The 16213-nt window shown below is 44.9% G+C and carries 13 protein-coding genes; 12 read left to right on the forward strand and 1 reads right to left on the reverse strand.

Features of this window, described 5'->3' with window-relative positions; all coding sequences use genetic code 11:
• The first annotated feature begins 4 nt into the window (after positions 1-4).
• From QT716_RS00980 to QT716_RS01005, 6 genes are all read left to right on the forward strand, one after another.
• Entirely contained in the window at positions 5-1141 is a 1137-nt protein-coding gene (locus QT716_RS00980) for an acyl-CoA dehydrogenase (RefSeq protein ID WP_317933802.1), read from the forward strand.
• Between the two features lie 216 nt (positions 1142-1357).
• Positions 1358-2497: an acyl-CoA dehydrogenase gene (locus tag QT716_RS00985; RefSeq protein WP_317933803.1), complete on the forward strand. Its 1140-nt coding sequence runs from the start codon at positions 1358-1360 to the stop codon at positions 2495-2497.
• A gap of 16 nt (positions 2498-2513) precedes the next feature.
• Entirely contained in the window at positions 2514-3146 is a 633-nt protein-coding gene (locus tag QT716_RS00990; RefSeq protein WP_317933804.1) for a TetR/AcrR family transcriptional regulator, read from the forward strand.
• Positions 3147-3182: 36 nt separating this feature from the next.
• Positions 3183-6452 (forward strand): fused isobutyryl-CoA mutase/GTPase IcmF, encoded by a 3270-nt coding sequence (gene icmF / locus QT716_RS00995; RefSeq protein ID WP_317933805.1) that lies wholly within the window; start codon positions 3183-3185, stop codon positions 6450-6452.
• Between the two features lie 479 nt (positions 6453-6931).
• The gene (gene rpoE, locus QT716_RS01000; RefSeq protein ID WP_317933806.1) at positions 6932-7483 is read left to right on the forward strand and encodes a DNA-directed RNA polymerase subunit delta; all 552 of its coding nucleotides are present in this window, start codon (positions 6932-6934) and stop codon (positions 7481-7483) included.
• Positions 7484-7664: 181 nt separating this feature from the next.
• Positions 7665-9266 carry a CTP synthase gene (locus QT716_RS01005; protein ID WP_317933807.1) on the forward strand — a complete coding sequence of 534 codons (1602 nt, stop codon included), beginning with the start codon at positions 7665-7667 and terminating at the stop codon, positions 9264-9266.
• Positions 9267-9373: 107 nt separating this feature from the next.
• On the opposite strand, the gene QT716_RS01010 is transcribed toward QT716_RS01005, so the two are convergent.
• Entirely contained in the window at positions 9374-9889 is a 516-nt protein-coding gene (locus QT716_RS01010) for a DUF2529 family protein (protein ID WP_317933808.1), read from the reverse strand.
• A 139-nt stretch (positions 9890-10028) separates the two neighbouring features.
• Between QT716_RS01010 and QT716_RS01015 the strand changes: the two genes are divergently transcribed.
• From QT716_RS01015 to rho, 6 genes are all read left to right on the forward strand, one after another.
• Positions 10029-10388 carry a response regulator gene (locus QT716_RS01015; protein ID WP_317933809.1) on the forward strand — a complete coding sequence of 120 codons (360 nt, stop codon included), beginning with the start codon at positions 10029-10031 and terminating at the stop codon, positions 10386-10388.
• A gap of 113 nt (positions 10389-10501) precedes the next feature.
• Complete coding sequence (locus QT716_RS01020) at positions 10502-11359, forward strand: class II fructose-bisphosphate aldolase (RefSeq protein ID WP_317933810.1); 858 nt, start codon at positions 10502-10504, stop codon at positions 11357-11359.
• 111 nt (positions 11360-11470) lie between these two features.
• Positions 11471-12118, forward strand: a complete 648-nt coding sequence (fsa, locus tag QT716_RS01025) for a fructose-6-phosphate aldolase (RefSeq protein ID WP_317933811.1) — start codon at positions 11471-11473, stop codon at positions 12116-12118.
• Between the two features lie 19 nt (positions 12119-12137).
• Positions 12138-13418 (forward strand): UDP-N-acetylglucosamine 1-carboxyvinyltransferase, encoded by a 1281-nt coding sequence (locus QT716_RS01030; protein WP_317933812.1) that lies wholly within the window; start codon positions 12138-12140, stop codon positions 13416-13418.
• Between the two features lie 103 nt (positions 13419-13521).
• The gene (gene glpX, locus QT716_RS01035) at positions 13522-14487 is read left to right on the forward strand and encodes a class II fructose-bisphosphatase (protein WP_317933813.1); all 966 of its coding nucleotides are present in this window, start codon (positions 13522-13524) and stop codon (positions 14485-14487) included.
• Between the two features lie 257 nt (positions 14488-14744).
• Positions 14745-16028, forward strand: coding sequence for a transcription termination factor Rho (gene rho, locus QT716_RS01040; RefSeq protein ID WP_317933814.1), 1284 nt, complete (start codon positions 14745-14747; stop codon positions 16026-16028).
• Positions 16029-16213 lie beyond the last annotated feature (185 nt).

Consider the following 16213-nt stretch of genomic DNA (forward strand, 5'->3'; position numbering starts at 1 on the left):
ACCTATGGATTTCCATTTCACCGAAGAACAACAGATGATGCGCAAACTAGTCAAGGACTTTGCCAAAGCGGAAATCGAACCGTTTATTCCGAATCTCGAAGCCGATGAATTCCCTACAGAAATCGTGAAAAAAATGGGGGAACTTGGATTGATGGGGATTACTGTTCCTGAAGAGTATGGCGGTGCGGGGATGGACTTCGTTTCGTACATAAGTGCAATTCATGAGTTATCGAAAGTGCACGCAACAGTAGGGGTGATTCTTTCTGTGCATACATCTGTCGGCACTAACCCAATTCTTTATTTCGGTACGGAAGAGCAGAAAGAGCGTTATTTGAAAAGAATGGCGGCAGGCGAATTACTGGGTGCATTCTGCCTGACAGAACCTGCATCGGGATCGGACGCAGGCTCCTTGAAAACACGCGCTGTGAAAAAAGACGGCGGTTATGTATTGAACGGCTCGAAAGTGTTCATCACCAATGGAGGCGAAGCGGACGTGTATATCGTCTTCGCTGCAACGGATCCTTCGAAAGGGTCCTATGGTTTATCGGCATTCATCGTGGATGGAGATACACCTGGACTGATTATCGGGAAAAACGAAGAGAAGATGGGCATGCATGGCTCGCGCACCGTACAGCTTACATTTGAAGACATGTTTGTACCTGAAGCCAACTTGCTCGGCGCAGAAAACGGCGGATTCAAAATCGCGATGGCGAATCTAGACGTCGGCCGAATCGGTATCGCCGCACAAGCACTGGGAATTGCAGAGGCGGCGCTTGAAGCTGCAACAGATTATGCAAGGGAACGCGTACAATTCGGCAAGCCGATTGCTGCTAACCAAGGTGTCGGATTCAAAATCGCCGACATGGCAACGGCTGCAGAAGCATCCCGCCTTCTCGTTTACCGCGCAGCGCAGTTACGTGCGGAAGGCAAACCATGTGCCCAAGAAGCATCGATGGCAAAATTGTTTGCTTCTCAAACAGCGATGGATAACGCAATCGAAGCCGTTCAAGTATTTGGAGGCTACGGCTATACAAAAGACTATCCGGTTGAGCGCTATTTCCGTGACGCCAAAGTAACTCAAATCTACGAAGGCACGAGCGAGATTCAACGCATTGTCATCTCTAAAAATCTTACTAAGTAATTAATAGATTAGATTTGGAATAAACCCTGGCAGACAATGTGATTAAGCAAGCGAGAAAGTGATCAAGCCGACGTCGAAACCGCTCAAGCAAGCGAGAAAGTGATCAAGCCGACGTCGAAACCGCTCAAGCAAGCAGAAAAATAAGCAAACCAACGCCAATCTAAAAGGCATCAATAAACCTTAAAAACTCATTCACATAGAAAAGGGGAACTCATCATGAATTTTACATTATCTGAAGAGCACGAAATGATACGCAAAATGGTACGCGACTTTGCTGTGAAAGAAGTCGCTCCAACTGCAGCAGAGCGTGACGAAGAAGAACGTTTCGATATGGATTTATTCAAAAAGATGGCGGAGCTAGGACTTACAGGCATTCCTTGGCCGGAAGAATATGGCGGCATCGGCAGTGACTACCTCGCATATGTGATCGCAGTTGAAGAGCTGTCACGTGTTTGTGCATCGACAGGTGTGACACTATCAGCGCACACGTCTCTCGCAGGGTGGCCTGTCTTTAAATATGGAACGGAAGAACAGAAGCAAAAGTATCTTCGTCCCATGGCGGAAGGATCGAAAATCGGGGCGTATGGATTGACAGAACCTCAATCAGGATCTGATGCGGGCGGCATGAAAACCACTGCAAAACTGGATGGCGATGATTATATTTTGAATGGCTCTAAAATCTTCATCACAAACGGCGGAATCGCAGATATCTATATCGTCTTCGCTGTGACAGACGCAGATTCAAAGCACAAAGGGACAACTGCATTTATCGTCGAAGCAGATTACCCAGGTTTTTCAGTTGGGAAGAAAGAGAAGAAACTAGGCATTCGTTCATCGCCTACGACTGAAATCATCTTCGATAACTGCCGTGTGCCAAAAGAAAACATGCTCGGTGAAGAAGGCCAAGGTTTCATCATCGCGATGAAAACATTGGATGGCGGACGGAACGGAATCGCCGCTCAAGCAGTCGGGATTGCCCAAGGGGCGCTTGACCATGCAACGGATTACGCAAAAGAGCGTGTTCAATTCGGTAAGCCGATTGTTGCGAACCAGGGAATTGGATTCAAATTGGCGGATATGGCTACTGCAACAGAAGCATCCCGTCTATTGACGTACCAGGCAGCATGGCTTGAGTCGAATAACCTTCCATATGGTAAAGCATCTGCGATGGCCAAACTGATGGCGGGTGATACGGCTATGAAAGTAACAACTGAGGCCGTTCAAGTTTATGGCGGTTACGGTTACACGAAAGACTATCCAGTGGAGCGCTTCATGCGTGATGCGAAAATCACACAAATCTATGAAGGAACACAAGAAGTGCAGCGACTCGTCATCTCCCGTATGCTGACGAAGTAAGAAGGGGGAACAGAGGATGGAACTGAAGCATGAAGTGAAATCGTCTGTCAAAGACGGTGAATTGATAGAAAAACGGCGTGAACAGATCATTCAAGGGGCTGTCCGGCTGTTCAAGCAAAAAGGGTTCCACCGCTCCACCACACGTGAAATCGCAAAAGAGGCAGGTTTCAGCATCGGAACACTGTATGAATACATCCGCACAAAGGAAGACGTACTGTACCTCGTCTGCGACACAATCTACGACGAGGTGCAGCATCGTCTATCGGGAATCGCGGATGAAGAAGCGACAATCGAAGGGCTGAAGCGCGCAATTGACGTATACTATCGACTTGTCGATGATCTGGCAGACGAATTTGTCGTCATGTATCAAGAATCCAAGTCATTGCCGAAAAAAGCGCTCGAGTATGTACTTGAAAAAGAGCGGGCGATGACAGGATTGTTTAACGCCCTGCTTACTGCATGTGCAGAAGCTGGGGAACTTCGCATTACAGACAAAAGCATTGGGCTCGCTGCGCACCACATCGTCATTCAAGGGCAAATGTGGGCGTTTCGTAGATGGGAATTGCAGCACATGTACGACTTAGATGGTTACATTGAATTTCAAACCGATCAATTATTAAACGGACTGGTAAAACCAGTTCAGGGATGAAGGATGTAAGATAACGTAAAAAAGGGGTGCTCGAATATGGCAACAGCTGAAACACAGCAAGAAATCTATAAACCGACACATCATGTACGTTTTGTAACAGCATCCAGCCTGTTTGACGGTCACGATGCAAGCATTAACATCATGCGGCGTATTCTTCAGTCGACAGGTGCGGAAGTCATTCACCTTGGACATAATCGTTCTGTAGAAGAAGTCGTCAATGCCGCCATACAAGAAGACGTACAAGGAATCGCGATTTCATCGTACCAGGGCGGTCACGTGGAATATTTTAAATACATGCATGACTTGCTCAAAGAGCGCGGCGCCGGCCACATTAAAATTTATGGCGGCGGTGGCGGAGTTATTATTCCGAAAGAAATCAAAGAACTGCACGACTACGGGATTGCATGGATTTTCTCACCTGAAGACGGTCGCAAACTGGGACTTCAAGGGATGATCAACCGCATGGTAGAAGAATGCGATTATGCAACTGAAGTGAAAGACGAAATGTCGTACTTGGAGCAAGTTGAAACTACGAAACCAGAAATCTTAGCGAATCTGATCACATATGCTGAAGAGCATTATGCAGATCGAGACGAAAAAGCAACGGAGCTAATGGAACGAGCACGTGAACTGACGAAGGGGACGCCTGTACTTGGTATAACGGGGACAGGGGGAGCTGGGAAAAGTTCACTTACGGATGAATTGATACGCCGTTTCCTTCATGAGCTGCCTGACCGTAAAGTTGCGATTTTATCAATTGATCCAACGAAACAAAAAACGGGCGGCGCGCTGCTCGGTGACCGGATCCGGATGAATGCCATCTTCAACAAACGTGTATTCATGCGCAGTCTTGCAACTCGCGGATCGCGAACAGAACTTTCCGGGGCACTGAAAGACGTGCTCGATATCGTCAAAGTAGCGGGCTATGACCTGATCATCGTGGAAACGAGCGGAATTGGTCAAGGGGATGCAGAAATCGATGAAGTCTCAGACGTTTCGATGTACGTCATGACAAGCGAATTCGGTGCGCCTTCACAACTTGAGAAAATTGACATGATCGACTTTGCAGATTTGATCGCCATCAATAAATTCGAGCGTAAAGGTTCGGAAGACGCTTTGAGTCAAGTCCAAAAGCAATATCAGCGCAGCCGACTGCTTTTTGATCAGCCTTTGGAGTCGATGCCGGTTTATGGCACAATCGCTAGTCAGTTCAATGACAAAGGAACGAACACGTTATTTGCTGCGATTGTAGATACGCTCAACAAAAAGTGCGGCAGTGACTGGACAACTTCTTACACGGAATTCGTGAAAACGCAAAAACAGAATGTCATCATCCCGAACGACCGCTTGCAATACTTGCGGGAGATTGCGAACACAGTTCGTGGCTATCACAAACATGCAGAACAGCAAGCGCACCTCGCGACACGGTTGTATCAGCTAGAAGGAGCGCTCGCAGAAGTACATGAGAAAACTCCTGACGATGCACTAGTTAAATCACTTGAAACACTTCACGACAATGTGCGTGATGAGATGACAGCTGAATCCCGACGTATTCTGGATAACTGGAACACGCTGAAAGAGTCGTATGCACAAGACGAATTCGTAACGAAAGTTCGGGATAAAGAACTCCGTACAGCTCTTACGACAACGAGTTTATCTGGATTGAAAATCCCTAAAGTCGCGCTGCCGAAGTTCAAAGATTACGGCGAAATCATTCGTTGGGTTTATAAAGAAAACGTCCCTGGTTCGTATCCTTACACAGCAGGCGTATTCCCGTTCAAGCGTGAAGGGGAAGATCCGAAGCGCCAGTTTGCAGGGGAAGGAACTCCGGAACGTACGAATCGAAGGTTTCATTATTTGTCGAAAGATGACGATGCAAAACGTCTGTCCACTGCATTTGACTCCGTGACACTTTACGGGGAAGACCCGGATGAGCGTCCGGACATTTACGGAAAAGTAGGAGAGTCTGGCGTCAACATCTGTACATTAGAAGACATGAAGAAACTCTATGATGGATTTGACTTATGCGCGCCTGCCACATCTGTTTCGATGACAATCAACGGTCCAGCACCGATCATCCTTGCGATGTTCATGAACACTGCGATTGATCAGCAAGTGAAGAAGCAGGAAGAAGAACTGGGTCGTGCGTTAACCGTCGAGGAATTCACGGAAGTACGGGAAGGCACGCTGAAAGTTGTTCGTGGAACCGTTCAAGCTGACATTCTGAAAGAAGACCAAGGACAAAATACATGTATCTTCTCGACAGAATTCGCGCTCCGCATGATGGGGGACATCCAGCAGTATTTCATCAACAAAAAGGTCAGAAACTATTATTCTGTGTCCATTTCGGGTTATCACATTGCTGAAGCCGGCGCGAATCCGATTTCTCAGCTCGCTTTCACACTTGCAAACGGCTTCACGTACGTTGAGTATTACTTGAGCCGCGGCATGAATATCGATGACTTCGCACCGAACTTATCGTTCTTCTTCTCGAACGGTCTCGATCCGGAATATACAGTCATAGGCCGTGTCGCACGCCGCATTTGGGCGGTTGCAATGCGTGAAAAATATGGCGCTAACGACCGCAGTCAAAAGCTGAAGTACCACGTTCAGACTTCTGGCCGTTCGCTCCATGCACAAGAAATTGACTTCAATGATATCCGGACAACATTGCAAGCACTTATGGCATTGCAAGACAACTGTAACTCGCTGCACACCAATGCCTATGATGAAGCGATTACCACACCAACAGAAGAATCCGTTCGCCGTGCAATGGCGATTCAGATGATTATTACAAAAGAGCACGGACTATCGAAAAACGAAAATCCGCTTCAAGGATCCTTCATTGCAGAAGAACTGACGGATCTTGTCGAAGAAGCAGTCCTTCAGGAATTCGACAAACTGAACGACCGCGGCGGTGTTCTTGGTTCAATGGAAACGCAGTACCAACGAGGAAAGATTCAAGAAGAATCTATGTTGTACGAGATGAAAAAGCACTCAGGCGAATTACCAATCATCGGTGTCAACACTTATTTGAACCCGAACCCGCCGTCTGAAGAAGACATCGACAGCATGGAACTTGCACGCGCTACACAAGAGGAAAAAGAAACGCAGATTAAAAACTTGCGCACGTTCCAATCCGCGCATAGCAGCGAAGCTGAACAAGCGCTGGCTGACCTCAAGCAACTTGCCATCTCTGGCGGTAACATCTTTGAGGCACTCATGGACACCGTCAAAGTCGCAAGTCTCGGTCAAATCACTAATGCCTTATACGAAGTAGGCGGCCAATACCGCAGAAATATGTAAAATACACCGAAATAGAGCGTGGGATTTCCCATGCTCTTTTTAGTACGTATATCTTTATAACCTGGTTCACCACGAAGGATATGACAGCTTTCACCCGAAAGGCAACGATGTCCACAATATGAAATGAAGGCTCGTCTCTTGCGACGGTTTGGATGAGAGAAGATTTTATCCCACTCTAAATTATTTACAGTGGATTTTAAGCATGATTTGGACGTATACTATAAAGAATGGCCGAAAAGGGGTGAGGTAGTTGAAGATGACGCTTCATCTTGTTATTATTATCACATTAATTGTACTGATATATCTACTCTATGGTGAGGGATTCGGTGCAGTGCCCTTCCTACTCACGGCCGTATATTTATTGTTTATCAGCTGGAAAGAGCTAAAACGATTCCGCAGTAAAAGAAAAACACAGTAACAAAGCAACACCGTTAGATACATGAACGAGTGACAGAAGACATAGAAAGGACGTGCGTCTCGTGGATTTTAAAAACATGACAAAAGAGCAACTAAAAGAAGAATCACTTATCGACATTACTTATGCGATCTTTGACGATCGTCGTGAACCCATCTTATTTCAAAAACTAATGGACGAAATCCGCAGTTTAGCTGGATACACTAAAAAAGATATGGAGTCACGTCTGCCGCAGTTTTATACAGACCTTAACATCGACGGACGCTTCATGGCCATGAACGACGGAGGCTGGGCGCTGCGTGAATGGTACCCAGTTGACCAAATCGAAGAAGAAACAGCGCCAGTCGTAAAGGTACGTAAGAAAAAGAAAAAAGTCTCAGACGATGACGATGAAGACTTAGAAGAGTTGGAAGACTTGGACGAAGAAATCTTCGAAGAAGACTATGAAGAACTTGGTGACGAAAAATTGGACGATGATGACGAAGACGATGTAGAGGACGACGAAGACGAAGTCGATGACCCGGCAGAAGGTCTTGAAATCATTCCTGATGAAGACATCGATCTAGACGAAGAAGAGGATGAGGATGAAGAAGAGGACGAAGACGAAGAATTATAATCGTTCCTTGACTTACAAAGTCATCCGCTATACAATCTAATTGGGCTCCTTTTTAAAGGACAAACGAACGGATGTTTAAGCGCTCCTTCTGCAGAGAATACTGCAGCAGGGGCGTTTTTTCGTTATTGAACCTTGTCAAATCAGCTTTTCCCGACTATTACACACATTGGAGGAATCATTCATGACGAAATATATATTCATTACAGGCGGTGTCGTTTCCTCACTCGGAAAAGGCATAAACGCAGCTTCACTAGGCAGACTTCTAAAAAATAGAGGCTTGCAAGTAACAATGCAAAAGTTTGACCCATATATTAACATCGATCCAACTATGATGAGCCCACTTCAGCACGGTGAAGTATTCGTCACGCAGGATGGTGCAGAAACGGATCTTGACATCGGTCACTATGAGCGCTTCATCGATATCGACCTAAACCAGTACTCCAATATCACGATGGGTAAAGTGTATTCACTAGTGCTTCAAAAAGAACGAAATGGCGAGTATAACGGCGCAACTGTTCAGGTCATTCCGCACATTACAAACGAAATCAAAACACTTATCAAACGCGCGGGACAGGAAATGCACGCAGATGTCGTCATTACTGAAATCGGCGGCAGTGTAGGGGATTTCGAATCACTTCCATACCTAGAAGCAATTCGTCAAATGAAAACAGATCTAGGAAAAGACGATGTTATGTATATCCACAACACGCTTGTCCCTTATCTGAAAGCGGCTGGGGAAATGAAAACTAAACCAACCCAGCACAGCGTAAAAGAATTGCGCAGTCTTGGAATTCAGCCAAATATGATCGTTCTCCGCAGCGAATACGCAATTCCGCAAGAAATGAAAGATAAAATTGCTCTATTCTGCAACATTAAGCCGGAAGAAGTCATCGAAGCAACAGATGCTGAAACTTTGTATGAAGTACCACTTCGTTTACATGAACAAAAAATGGACGATATCGTCGTGGATTTCCTTGGCTTAGACGTGAAGCAGCCTGAAATGGATGAAATGAGAAAACTGGTTAGTCTGGTAAAGAACTTGTCTAAAACAGTTCGCGTCGCGCTAGTTGGAAAATACGTTGAGCTCCAAGACGCATACATTTCACTTGTAGAAGCACTTTACCATGCAGGATATGCGTTTGACGCAGATGTCGACATTAAGTGGATTAATTCAGAAGAAATCTCGAAAGATAACGTTGCAGAATTGTTGGCTGACGTTGACGGATTGCTTGTTCCTGCAGGTTTCGGCGAACGTGGTGTGGATGGAATGATCCATGCAATTGCGTATGCCCGTAAAAACAACTTACCATTCCTAGGAACAGGACTAGGTATGCAGCTCGCGGCAGTTGAATATGCACGCGATGTAATGGGCTTAGGACAAGCGCATTCTGTAGAATTCGATGCTCACACAACAGATCCTATCTTCTTGTTACACCCGGACTACCGTAATGGCCGTGAAGACGAAAGCACGTTGCGTCTTGGCAGTTATCCTTGTGAAGTGAAAAAAGGATCTAAAGCATTCGAAGCCTATGGCGAGGAGCTAGTTGAAGAGCGTCATCGTCATCGTTACGAGTTCAACACAGCGTATCAAGATCGGTTTGAAAAGGCGGGGCTTGTGGTTTCAGGAATTAGCCCGGATGAGCGTTTAGTTGAAATTATCGAATTGCCTAACCATCCATTCTTCATCGGATGTCAGTTCCACCCAGAATTCGTATCACGTCCAACACGTCCTCAACCGCTTATCAAAGGCTTTGTCGAAGCAGTACTCGCTCGTCAAAACTAATAAGTTAAAAAATCCCTCTTTAGCATTTAGCAAAAGAGGGATTTTTTTAATGTTATCAATATCAGTAATTCATCAATTGATATACATAGGATTATTTCAGGTACTTATTACAAGTCCGTCAGCATTTCATCATAAGAAAGTTTGACTGCTTCGTAAACAAATAACGAAGCCAGCAAGTGCGGCTGAACAACGCGGTCTCCTTCGTCATTTGGCAGCAGGCCTTTAGTTATCCCAGTTGAGATGTAAGCATCTGCGAGCTCTGCTAATTCATTTGTTTCGGATGCTTTATCTGCCGCGACTGCAGCAAAAGAGATCGCTTGGCTTGATAAAAACCGGGCAAACTCAAGAGCCTCTTCATCATGAGCATTTCGTGTGAATAACCAAACGCGATCCGTGGATTGGGGATTTACGTCAGCCGCCATTCGAGTTGCATACGCAAATGATTCCGCGCCTTCAGTTGCATTTGTTAAAATCCCGTTCATTTCTTTACTGCCGTAAATGACAACTTGCCCGTCTCCAACAGCTGCCTGTGCCAGCAAGCGTGCAGTATCTTCAATCGCCTCTTCTTGCTTAGTTGCGATTCGCTGAAGAAGACCAGCAATTTGTGTCGTTAACATTTTCATACGCTCACCTCCATAAGAATAGTATAGGGAATTCAAAAGTGTTTGGCGATAAAAGAAGGAGTTACCAACCTTTTGTCAAATTAATAATAATATTCGAGGTTTATAGAACATTGGCTCAAATAGTAGAGGGGGTCACTCAATGAAGCTGCTAATCGTGGACGATCAAGCTGGAATTCGTCTACTTCTTAAAGAAGTCTTTAAAAGTGAAGGATACGACATAATACTTGCATCAAACGGAAAAGAAGCGTTGATGCGAATGGAATCCGATGCACCAGACTGCGTCTTGCTGGACATGAAAATGCCCGGTATGGATGGCAGTGAGGTTTTGCAAAACATGAAAAGTAAACGTCCAAAGCTTCCGGTTATCATGATGACAGCTTATGACGATATTGAATCTGAGAATTCGCCTGTACTCCATTTAGCTGATCATTATTTTACCAAACCTTTCGACATACATGAAGTGAGAAGTACAATTAACGAGATGATGCGAGAAAAATAGGAATGACTCCTTAAGTGGAAGTGGCGGTGTTTTTTTGATATGATAGAACAGGTATCTATCAAATTAAAACATTTCAACACATTCTGTTTCAATATTCGAAGGAGGAACTCCATTTGGCACTCGTATCCATGAAAGAAATGATGATTAAAGGTAAACGTGAAGGTTATGCAATTGGGCAATTTAACCTGAACAACCTTGAATACACACAAGCGATTTTAAAAGCTGCTGAAGCAGAAAAGTCCCCAGTAATTCTAGGTGTATCTGAAGGTGCAGCTCGTTACATGGGTGGTTTTACAACGGTCGTTCACATGGTGAAAGGTCTTATGCATGACTACAAAATCACTGTACCTGTTGCAATCCATTTAGATCATGGCTCTAGCTTTGAAAAGTGTAAAGAAGCGATTGACGCTGGATTTACATCGGTTATGATCGATGCCTCATCGAAACCTATCGAAGAAAATATTGAAATCACGAAAAAAGTTGTAGAATATGCACATCCTAAAAATGTCTCTGTCGAAGCTGAACTTGGTTTAGTTGGTGGTCAAGAGGACGACGTGATTGCTGAAGGAGTTATGTATGCAAATCCTGCAGAATGCAAACGACTTGTCGATGAAACCCAAATTGACTGTTTAGCACCTGCATTAGGCTCAGTTCACGGTCCTTATAAAGGGGAACCCAACCTAGGGTTCAAAGAAATGGAAGAAATTTCGAACCAATCTGATCTTCCGCTCGTCCTTCACGGGGGAACTGGAATTCCAACGAAAGATATTCAACGTTCTATCTCACTTGGGACTTCTAAGATTAACGTGAATACTGAAAATCAGATTCAAGGAACGAAAAAAGTTCGTGAAGCACTTGCAGCGGACCAGGAAGTTTACGACCCGCGTAAATTCTTGACACCTATGCGTGAGGCAATCCAAGAAACAGTAATAGGAAAAATGCGCGAGTTTGGAAGTTCAAACAAAGCGTAACAGTACTTCCATTTTGAACGGCTAATAGTACTAAACAAAAAAACAATAGGGGGAGACATCCCGAAAACGGATGGATCTCCTCCTTTTCAATTTGAGAGGGGTAAACGAATTATGAAGTTTTTCATTGATACAGCAAACTTTGAAGAGATTAAAGAAGCACACAGCTGGGGGATTTTGTCTGGCGTTACAACAAATCCATCACTCGTAGCAAAAGAAAATATTTCTTTCCACGATCGTTTAAAAGAAATTACAGCGCTCGTTCCAGGTTCTGTCAGCGCAGAGGTTATTTCTCTCGATGCAGAAGGAATGATTAAAGAAGGACGGGAATTGGCTGCAATTGCACCGAATATTACAGTGAAACTTCCAATGACAGCTGAAGGCTTAAAAGCATGTTCAGTATTTTCAGCTGAAGGAATCAAAACGAATGTAACGCTTATTTTTAGTGCAAACCAAGCACTTATGGCAGCGCGAGCTGGAGCTACATACGTTTCTCCGTTCATTGGCAGACTTGACGATATCGGACAAGACGGTCTTGCTTTAATCGAAACGATTGCGGATATCTTCACAATCCACAATATTGACACTGAAATTATTGCGGCATCTATCCGCAGTCCACAACAAATTACAAACGGCGCACTTGCAGGTGCTCATATCTCAACAGTGCCGTTTAAAGTACTTCAGCAGCTGTTCAGCCATCCACTGACAGAAAAGGGAATTGACCAATTCTTGAAAGATTGGGAAGCCCGCGACAACAAGTGATTGTGTAAAGGAGATTGAAATGGAAGTATATAAAATAAAAGGCGGTACCTCTCTTAAAGGAAATATTAAAGTCAGCGGTGCAAAAAATAGTGCAGTCGCATTAATACCTGCATCGATTTTAGCGGATACTCCTGTCACAATTGAAGGGTTGCCCGAAATTTCCGATGTCCATACATTGCAAAACCTATTAGAAGACATCGGCGGAACAGTCGACTTTACAGATGGAACAATGACGATTGATCCAACTGAAATGATTTCCATGCCGCTTCCAAATGGTAACGTGAAAAAATTGCGCGCCTCTTATTATTTAATGGGTGCAATGCTTGGGAAATTTAAAAAAGCGGTTATTGGACTTCCAGGTGGCTGCCACTTAGGTCCAAGACCGATCGATCAGCACATTAAAGGATTCGAAGCACTTGGCGCTAAAGTTACAAACGAGCACGGTGCAATCTATTTACGTGCGGATGAATTAAAAGGCGCTAAAATTTATCTCGATATCGTCAGTGTGGGTGCAACTATTAATATCATGCTTGCTGCAGTAATGGCTAAAGGCCGCACAGTCATTGAAAATGCTGCAAAAGAGCCAGAAATTATAGATGTGGCAACATTATTATCGAATATGGGAGCAAATATTAAAGGTGCTGGAACAAACGTCATTCGCATTGAAGGCGTGGAGCGTTTAAGCGGCACAAGGCATACAATTATTCCTGACCGCATTGAGGCTGGAACGTTCATGATCATGGCGGCAGCTGCGGGAGACGGTGTCACAATCGATAACGTCATTCCATTGCACGTTGAGGCGGTCACCGCTAAACTTCGTGAAATGGGCGTCGTTGTAGAAGAGGACGAGGAAAAGATCTTTATTCCGAAACCGAAATCACTACAGGCAGTCGATGTGAAAACACTTGTTTATCCTGGTTTTCCAACAGATTTACAGCAGCCGTTCTGTGTGTTATCGACACAAGCTGATGGGGCATCGATGCTGACGGATACGATTTATTCGGCACGCTTTAAGCAAATTGACGAGCTCCGTACGATGAATGCGAGCAGCAGAGTAGAAGGACGCTCTGCGATCATTCATGGGCCGACGCCGCTTCATGCAGCGAAAGTGAAGGCGAGTGATTTGCGCGCGGGTGCGGCACTGGTAATTGCAGGGTTGATCGCTGAAGGCGAAACTGAAATTCAAGGAATTTCACACATTGAACGTGGTTATGGCGGCTTGATTGAGAAACTGCATGGTCTTGGCGCTGACATTGAAAAAGTGGAAGTTCCTGATGAAGACGATTCGCAAAGCAAATAATAAAACAGTTTAGTGCTCATGAAATCGTGTGCTATAATAGGTTGAACGATTGAGACGGTCATACCATCTGCAACTTTGCAGAAAAACGGGAGGAATTCTAGAGATGGAACGCAGTTTATCGATGGAACTTGTACGTGTGACAGAGGCGGCGGCAGTTGCTGCATCGCACTGGATGGGACGAGGTTTGAAAAACGAGGCGGACGACGCAGCGACAACAGCAATGCGAACAGTATTCGACACAATTCCTATGCAAGGCGTAGTTGTGATCGGTGAAGGTGAAATGGACGAAGCACCCATGCTATACATTGGGGAAGAGCTTGGAACGGGCCATGGACCATTTGTTGATGTTGCGGTTGACCCGCTTGAAGGGACAAACATCGTAGCCTCAGGCGGCTGGAATGCACTCGCGGTCATCGCTATCGCGGACAAAGGAAATCTCCTGAATGCTCCTGATATGTATATGGACAAAATTGCTGTCGGTCCAGAAGCTGTCGGTAAAATCGACATAAACGCTTCTGTGACGGATAACTTGAAAGCTGTTGCGAAAGCTAAAAACAAAAAGTTGAATGAAATTACGGCAACGGTTCTGAATCGTGAACGTCATGCAGATATCATCGAGGAAATCCGTTCTGCGGGAGCTCGTATTAAACTCATCAATGATGGTGATGTAGCAGGAGCTATTAACACAGCGTTTGAAGGTACTGGCGTTGACATTCTATTCGGTCTTGGCGGCGCACCTGAAGGTGTTATTTCAGCAGTTGGTTTGAAATGCCTTGGAGGAGAAATTCAAGGTAAACTGATCCCGATGAATGACGCAGAACGCGAGCGTTGCGTGAAAATGGGTATCGATGTCGATAAAGTCCTTTATATGGATGATCTTGTTAAAGGCGACGACGCAATCTTTGCGGCAACGGGTGTAACAGACGGCGAGCTTCTTCGCGGTGTGCAATTCACTGGCGGACATTCAAAAACGCATTCACTTGTAATGCGTTCAAAGTCTGGAACTATTCGTTTTGTAGAAGGAAGACATAGTATGGACAAAAAACCTCATCTTGTGATGAAAGACTAAGAACCACTCCAAACTGCCCGGCACAAACGCCGGGCAATTCTTCTGTATCTTTGCAGTTGACAACTGTATCCCCAGAATACTTACCCTAAATCTAAATCTCTGTTTGTTACAATAAAAGAGTGCAATTCGTTTTGTTTTTTGTGAACTCGTTCCTGAAGAACAAATTGTGTCATTGCTGACTGCCTTAAGACACCTATCCAAGGTACGATCTACCCTTGTTTCTAACAGAGTCAAACTTTAAAAGAGTGGTGCGAATAATGACGATGATAACCCTAGCTGACTTGGAAAACATGACGCTAAAAGAGCTGTATGCTCTTGCCAAACAATACAAAATCAGCTATTACAGCAAACTGACGAAAAAAGAACTGATCTTTTCTATTTTAAAATCACGTGCCGAACAAGAAGGCTTTTTCTTCATGGAAGGCGTTCTAGAAATCATTCAATCCGAAGGTTATGGCTTCTTGCGTCCGATCAATTACTCGTCAAGCTCTGAAGACATTTACATCTCTGCTTCTCAAATCCGCAGATTCGATTTGAGAAATGGCGACAAAGTCACAGGAAAAGTGCGCCCGCCAAAAGAAAATGAGCGGTATTATGGTCTTCTTCAAGTGGAAGCGGTAAATGGTCAGAACCCTGAAGTAGCTAGAGAACGTGTTCACTTCCCGGCACTTACACCTCTATATCCAACACGACACATTAAGCTTGAAACAGAATCACGAAATTTATCCACACGAATCATGGACTTAGTTTCACCTGTAGGATTCGGACAGCGCGGTCTCATTGTTGCACCGCCAAAAGCAGGGAAAACGATGCTTCTTAAAGAAATTGCCAACTCCATTACAACGAATCATCCCGATGCGGAATTGATTGTTTTACTAATCGATGAACGTCCCGAGGAAGTAACGGATATCGAACGATCAGTCGATGCAGACGTCGTAAGCTCTACATTTGACGAAGTTCCTGAAAACCATGTTAAAGTAGCAGAGCTAGTACTGGAACGCGCAATGCGCTTGGTTGAACACAAACGGGATGTCGTCATTCTGATGGACTCCATTACGCGACTTGCTCGGGCATACAACCTAATTATTCCGCCGAGCGGACGGACATTATCAGGCGGAATTGACCCGGCTGCTTTCCATCGTCCAAAACGCTTCTTCGGAGCTGCCCGTAACTTGGAGGAAGGCGGCAGCTTAACAATCCTTGCAACTGCACTAGTCGATACAGGATCACGTATGGACGAAGTTATTTACGAGGAATTCAAAGGAACAGGCAACATGGAACTTCATCTGGACAGAACACTGGCAGAGCGTAGAATCTTCCCGGCAATCGACATTCGTCGCTCGGGTACACGTAAAGAAGAGCTCCTCGTTCCTGCAAACCAGCTTGAAAAACTATGGGCAATCCGAAAAACATTTTCAGACGCACCTGATTTTGCAGAACGTTTCCTAAAAAAACTGCGCCAATCAAAATCCAACATCGAGTTCTTCGAGAAGTTGAACGGTGATATGAAAAATCAGCGTAACGGTAAAGGGTTACTCTAAAGCGGAGGCGGCTATGTAGCAAAAGCGAAGCGTTAGGAGCAGCACTATCCTAAGGTGAAAGGCTTGGCAGCATCCCCGAAAGTTTAAATAAATAAAAAGCAGGCAGCCAATCGATGGCTGCCTGCTTTTTTACCTCCAGATCAAGATTGAATCTTCAACTTCGCCGATGATGGGCGACTGGCGGC

It is taken from the genome of Sporosarcina aquimarina (genome assembly GCF_033253705.1).
In the GTDB taxonomy this organism is placed as follows: Bacteria; Bacillota; Bacilli; order Bacillales_A; family Planococcaceae; genus Sporosarcina; species Sporosarcina aquimarina.